5 protein-coding genes are annotated in these 5,406 nt (G+C 72.0%); 3 read left to right on the top strand and 2 right to left on the bottom strand.

Going from position 1 to position 5,406, the window contains the following annotated elements; genetic code table 11:
• Positions 1 to 254: 254 nt before the first annotated feature.
• Positions 255 to 1,949: a 3-dehydroquinate synthase gene (gene aroB, locus BKE38_RS16640; protein WP_076958401.1), complete on the bottom strand. Its 1,695-nt coding sequence runs from the start codon at positions 1,947 to 1,949 to the stop codon at positions 255 to 257.
• 124 nt (positions 1,950 to 2,073) lie between these two features.
• On the opposite strand from aroB, the gene BKE38_RS32185 reads away from it, so the two are divergent.
• The 3 genes from BKE38_RS32185 to BKE38_RS16630 all read left to right on the top strand — a co-directional run bounded on the left by BKE38_RS32185 (position 2,074) and on the right by BKE38_RS16630 (position 4,200).
• A complete protein-coding gene (locus BKE38_RS32185) occupies positions 2,074 to 2,220 on the top strand; it encodes a hypothetical protein (protein ID WP_165694209.1) in 147 nt (48 codons plus the stop codon).
• A 14-nt stretch (positions 2,221 to 2,234) separates the two neighbouring features.
• Complete coding sequence (locus BKE38_RS16635; protein WP_076958400.1) at positions 2,235 to 3,113, top strand: site-specific tyrosine recombinase XerD; 879 nt, start codon at positions 2,235 to 2,237, stop codon at positions 3,111 to 3,113.
• Positions 3,114 to 3,243: 130 nt separating this feature from the next.
• Positions 3,244 to 4,200, top strand: a complete 957-nt coding sequence (locus tag BKE38_RS16630; protein WP_076958399.1) for an acetyl-CoA carboxylase carboxyltransferase subunit alpha — start codon at positions 3,244 to 3,246, stop codon at positions 4,198 to 4,200.
• A gap of 55 nt (positions 4,201 to 4,255) precedes the next feature.
• On the opposite strand, the gene BKE38_RS16625 is transcribed toward BKE38_RS16630, so the two are convergent.
• On the bottom strand, positions 4,256 to 5,365 hold the full coding sequence (locus tag BKE38_RS16625; RefSeq protein WP_076958398.1) for a sensor histidine kinase: 1,110 nt from the start codon (positions 5,363 to 5,365) through the stop codon (positions 4,256 to 4,258).
• Positions 5,366 to 5,406: the final 41 nt, after the last annotated feature.

The following is a 5,406-nucleotide window of genomic DNA, read 5'->3' as shown; positions in this document are numbered from 1 at the left end:
GGTAGGCGAGGGGAATGAATTCCCCTCGACCCCTTCTTTTTTCTATCTGTCGGCCGTTTCTCGCCCAGCCGCTTCATCGAAGACGACACCAGGGCATCACGGCGGAACGCTGCATATGAAAACAGCGCAACCTTGAAGGTCGCGCTGTCCCTGGGCCGTTTCACGTACTGTCTCCACGTGGACACGGCAGTCATCGCAGAAAAAAGAAGGGGGCCTGGGGGAATTCATTCCCCCAGTCTTTTCCCTGTCTTCTCTTACCCCTGAGCCCCCTCCGACCGCAGCAGCGCCTCGACCAGCGCCGGATCGACGTCGTCTTTGGTGAAGGCCTGGCCCGGCCCGCGCAGCAGCACGAAGCGCAGCGCGCCGTCGCGCACCTTCTTGTCCTTGCGCATGCGGGCCATCAGCGCGGCCAGGGTGAAGCGGCGCGGCAGGTGGGACAGGCGGGCGGGCAGGCCGACGGCGGAGAGGTGGGCTTCCACGCGCTCGGGCAGGGTGGCCTCGCAGAGGCCCAGGATCACCGACAGGCGGGCGGCGAGGCCCAGGCCGATGGCGACGCCCTCGCCGTGCAGCAGGCTGCCGTCATAGCCGCATTCGGCCTCGATGGCGTGGCCGAAGGTGTGGCCGAGGTTGAGCAGGGCGCGGCCACCCTCGGGGCTCTCCTCGCGCTCGTCGGCGGCGACGACCGCGGCCTTCAGGCGGCAGCTTTCCAGCACGGCGTGGCGCAGCGCGGCGGCGTCGCCGGCCACCGCCTTGGCGCCGTTGGCCTCGCACCAGTCCCAGAGGGCGCCTTGCAGCAGGCCGTGCTTGGCGACCTCGGCATAGCCGGCGCGCAGCTCGCGGGACGGCAGGGTGGAGAGGACGCCGGTATCGGCCAGCACGATGCGCGGCTGGTGGAAGGCGCCGGCCAGGTTCTTGCCGGCGCGCAGGTTGATGCCGGTCTTGCCGCCGACCGAGCTGTCGACCTGGGCCAGCAGCGTGGTCGGGATCTGCACGAAGGGCAGGCCGCGCAGCGCGCTGGCGGCCGCATAGCCGGCCAGGTCACCGACGACGCCGCCGCCGAGGGCAACGACGGCGGTCTGACGGTCGATGCCCGCAGCGAGGAGGTCCTCCATCAGCGTGCCGAACTGGGAAAAACTTTTGGAGGCTTCGCCGGGGGGGACGGTCAGGCTGGCGCGGATCTCGAAGCCGGCCTCGCGCAGCCCGACCTCCAGCGTCGGCAGGTGCAGGCCGGCGACGCTGGCATCGCTGACGATGGCGACGCGGCGGGCCGGCAGGGCGGGCGCGATCAGCCCGCCGGCGCGGGCCAGCAGGCCGTCGCCGACCACCACCTCATAGGCGCGGCCCGACAGCGGCACGGGCAGGCGGGCGGGGGGGGTGTGGTCGTGCAAGGCGGCCTCGACGCGGTCGGTGGTGGTTTCGGGATTTTCGTCGAGGCAGTCGATCACCAGGTCGGCCTCGGCATAGAGCGGGTGGCGCGCGGCCATCAGCCGGTTCAGCACCTCTTCCGGGTCCTTGTTCAGGAACATCGGCCGGGTGGCGCGGCCGGAGACGCGCGGCAGCAGCACCGGCACGGTGCAGCGCAGCCAGACGGCCAACGCGCCGGAGTCGCGGATGGCGCGGCGCGTCTCGGCATCCGCATAGGCGCCGCCGCCGGTGGCCAGGATCAGCGGCGGCCCGGCCAGGAGGCGGCCGATGACGCGGCGCTCGCCCTCGCGGAAATGCGGCTCGCCGTAGCGGGAGAAGATCTCGGTGATCGGCTGGCCGGCGGCGGCCTCGATCTCGGTGTCGGCGTCGCGGAAGGCCATGCCCAGCCGGGTCGCCAGCCGCTTGCCGATCGACGACTTGCCGGAGCCCGGCATGCCGATCAGCACGACGGAGCGCTTCAGCGGGGCGTGCTGGCTCAATCGGTTGGCGGCGATCGGAAGCACCGCGGGCGCCGGCTCCATCATGGGGGCGGCGGGCGGTTCGGGGGCCGTCGTTGCGGCGGGCGGAATGATGGCAAGGCCGAGGTTGCGTGACACAAGGGCGGAAGGTAGCACAAGATTCCACGCGCGCAGGATACCCAAGGGCACCATGTTTCGCCGTCCCCTTCTGCTTCTCGTCTCCGTCCTGGTGCTTGCCGTCCTGGCCGGGCTGCTGGTGCTCAGCGCCTTTCCGCCGCCGGTGAACCAGCAGCCGGTGGAGCGCACCCTGCCGAACGAGCGCTTCGGCACCCGCTGAGCCGCGGCGGCGCCATGGAACGTCACCTCGAGGCCTTCCTGGAGATGCTGGCGGCCGAGCGGGGTGCTGCGCGCAACACCCTCGCCGCCTACCAGGCCGATCTCGAGGACTTCCTGGGATTCGCCCGCCGCAAGGGGGGCGACCTGCTGGGCGCGCAGCCGGAGCTGCTGCGCGCCTATCTGGCCGGGCTGACCGATAGCGGGCTGTCGCCGCGCACCGCGGCGCGGCGGCTTTCGGCGCTGCGGCAGTTCTACCGCTTCCTCGCCGGCGAGGGGGTGCGCGCCGACGACCCGACCGAGCTGCTGGACCGGCCGCGCCAGCCGCGCTCCCTGCCCAAGGCGCTGCGCGCGGCCGAGGTGACGGCGCTGCTGGAGGCGGCCGGCACCCTGCCGGGCAGGCGCGGGCCGCTGGCGGTGGCGCTGCTGGAGCTGCTCTATTGCTCGGGGCTGCGCGCCTCGGAGCTGGTCAGCCTGCCGCGCCAGGCGCTGGCGGTGGACCAGCCGCTGATCCTGGTGCGCGGCAAGGGCAACAAGGAGCGGCTGGTGCCGATCTCCGGCCGGGCGCGGATGGCGGCGCTGGCGCTGCAGGACGCGAAGAAGCCGTCGAAATGGCTGTTCCCCTCGCATGGCGCCTCGGGCCATCTGACGCGGCAGAGCCTGCTGCTGGTGGTCAAGCAGGCGGCGCTGGCGGCGGGGCTGGACCCGGCCCGGGTCAGCCCGCATGTGCTGCGCCATTCCTTCGCCAGCCACCTGCTGGAGGGCGGCGCCGACCTGCGCGCGTTGCAGATGCTGCTGGGCCATGCCGACATCGCCACCACCCAGATCTACACCAAGGTTCTGGAGGAAAGGCTGAAGGCGCTGGTGGAAACCCACCACCCGCTGGCCGAGGCCTGACCGACAAGCCTGACCGACAAGCCTGACCGACAAGCCTGACCGACAAGCCTCTGGCCATGCCCGGCGGGTTGCGCTAGGGCAGCCCGGTTCGGCCGCCTCTTATTGCGGTGCATGCACAGACGGGATCGCGATGCGTCACTTCCTGGACTTCGAGAAGCCGCTTGCCGAGCTTGAGGGCAAGATCGAGGAGCTTCGGCGCACCACCGACGCCGGCGGCATCGATGTGGCCGAGGAAGTCGGCCGCCTGTCCGACAAGGCCGAAAAACTGCTGCAGGCGACCTATGCCAAGCTCACCCCCTGGCAGAAGACGCTGGTGGCCCGCCATCCCGACCGGCCGAAATGCCTGGCCTATGTCGACGCCCTGATCGAGGACTTCGTGCCGCTGGCCGGCGACCGCGCCTTCGCCGACGACGCCGCGGTGATCGGCGGCATGGGCCGCTTCCACGGCCGCGCCGTGATGGTGCTGGGCACCGAGAAGGGCACCGACACCGAGAGCCGGGTGAAGCACAATTTCGGCATGGCCCGGCCGGAGGGCTACCGCAAGGCGCGCCGGCTGATCGAGCTGGCGGGCCGCTTCGGCCTGCCGATCCTGTCCTTCGTCGACACCGCCGGTGCCTTCCCGGGCATCGAGGCCGAGGCGCGCGGCCAGGCGGAAGCCATCGCCCGCTCGATCGAGGCCTGCCTGGATGCGCCCGTGCCCGTGGTCGCGACCATCATCGGCGAGGGCGGCTCCGGCGGCGCCATCGCGCTGGCCGCGGCCGACCGCGTGCTGATGCTGGAGCATTCCATCTATTCGGTGATCAGCCCCGAGGGCTGCGCCTCGATCCTGTGGCGCGACGCGGCCCAGGCCAGCACCGCGGCCGATGCGCTGAAGCTGACCGCCGAGGATCTGCGCCGGCTGCAGCTGATCGACCAGGTGGTGGCCGAGCCGCTTGGCGGCGCGCATCGCGACGCCGGCGCCGCCATGCAGGCCGTGGGCCAGCAGGTCTGGTCCTGCCTGGAGCCGCTGCTGGCGCTCGACGCCGGCACCCTCAAGGCCCGGCGCCGCGAGAAGTTTCTGGAAATGGGCCGGCACGGGGTCGCCTGACGCAGGGTCGCCTGACGCGGGGTTGCCTGACAGGGTTTTCCTGAGGCGGCGGCGCCTAACGCGCCTCCGATTCCACCGGCAGCGGCGGGGCGGCCATCGCCCCCTGCGGCGACAGCCAGAAGAACAGGTGGCAGGTGGTGCCCTGCGCCGTCGGGCGCATGGTGAAGGCGCCGCCGATCTGCCGGGTCAGCGCCTGGACGATGCGCAGGCCCAGGCTGCGGGTCCGCTCCAGCCTGAAGTCCAGCGGCAGGCCGATGCCGTCATCCTCCACCGTCAGCTGGATCCGCTGCTCGGCCCGCGCCAGGCGGATGGTCACCGTGCCGCGGCGGCCATCCGGGAAGCCGTGCTGCAGGGCATTGGCCAGCAGCTCGGCGACGATCAGCGCCACCGGCACGGTCAGCTCCGGCGGCAGCACCAGCGGGTCAGCCTCCACGCTCGTCGCCACCCGGCCGGCCTCGGCGGCGGCCAGCAGGTCCTGGCTCAGGCTTTCCAGGAACGGGCCGAAGGGCAGGCCGTTGGCATCGCCCTGCAGCCGGCGCTGGATGCGGCCGATCACCTCCAGCCGTGTCGCGGCATTGTCCAGCACCCGCCGCGCCTCGGGGTCGCGCACCGCGTTGCGCTGCAGCAGCACCATGGCCGAGAGCACCTGCAGGTTGTTGGCGATGCGGTGCTGCAGCTCCTGCAGCATGACCTCCCGGGTGCGGGCCAGCTGCTGGCTGAGCGCGCCCTCGCGGCTGCCGCGCGCTGCCTCCTCCCGCAGGCGGCGCATGGCCAGCTGCATCAGGTGGATCAGCAGGATGTCCACGGCGCTGATGGCGACGAAGAAGCCCAGCGCCAGGGTCGCCCCGCCGGTCAGCTTGAAGCTGTAAAAGGGCTCCATGAAGCAGTACCAGGCGGCCAGCGAGGCGCTGAGCCCCACCGCGATGCCGGGGCCGAGCCCGCCCAGCAGGGTCGCCGTCAGGATGGCGGGGAAGAAGGTCAGGAAGGGGAAGCCGGGCGGCAGCAGCCCGTCCAGGCCGAGCCGCAGCAGCAGGGCGATCAGGAAGGCCAGCAGGCCGAGCAGCCAGCGCTGCCCCAGCGGCCGCTGCCACATGGCGTCGACCGTGTCGCGCAGCCCGTTCAGCATGGCCGCCCCCTCCGACGCCCCGACCGCCGCATGCGACACCTCTCCGTCCTTCAGAGGGGGGCAGGATCGGGGGTGAGGGG

The organism is Teichococcus deserti (assembly GCF_001982615.1).
GTDB lineage: Bacteria > Pseudomonadota > Alphaproteobacteria > Acetobacterales > Acetobacteraceae > Pseudoroseomonas > Pseudoroseomonas deserti.
This window is presented reverse-complemented; position numbering and strand designations above follow the sequence as displayed.

Bases quoted from the DNA above. Each gene is read 5' to 3' on its own strand.
- BKE38_RS32185 (WP_165694209.1), top strand. From the start codon at position 2,074: ATGTTTCGCCGTCCCCTTCTGCTTCTCGTCTCCGTCCTGGTGCTTGCC.
- BKE38_RS16630 (WP_076958399.1), top strand. From the start codon at position 3,244: ATGCGTCACTTCCTGGACTTCGAGAAGCCGCTTGCCGAGCTTGAGGGC.
- BKE38_RS16635 (WP_076958400.1), top strand. From the start codon at position 2,235: ATGGAACGTCACCTCGAGGCCTTCCTGGAGATGCTGGCGGCCGAGCGG.
- aroB (WP_076958401.1), bottom strand. From the start codon at position 1,949: ATGATGGAGCCGGCGCCCGCGGTGCTTCCGATCGCCGCCAACCGATTG.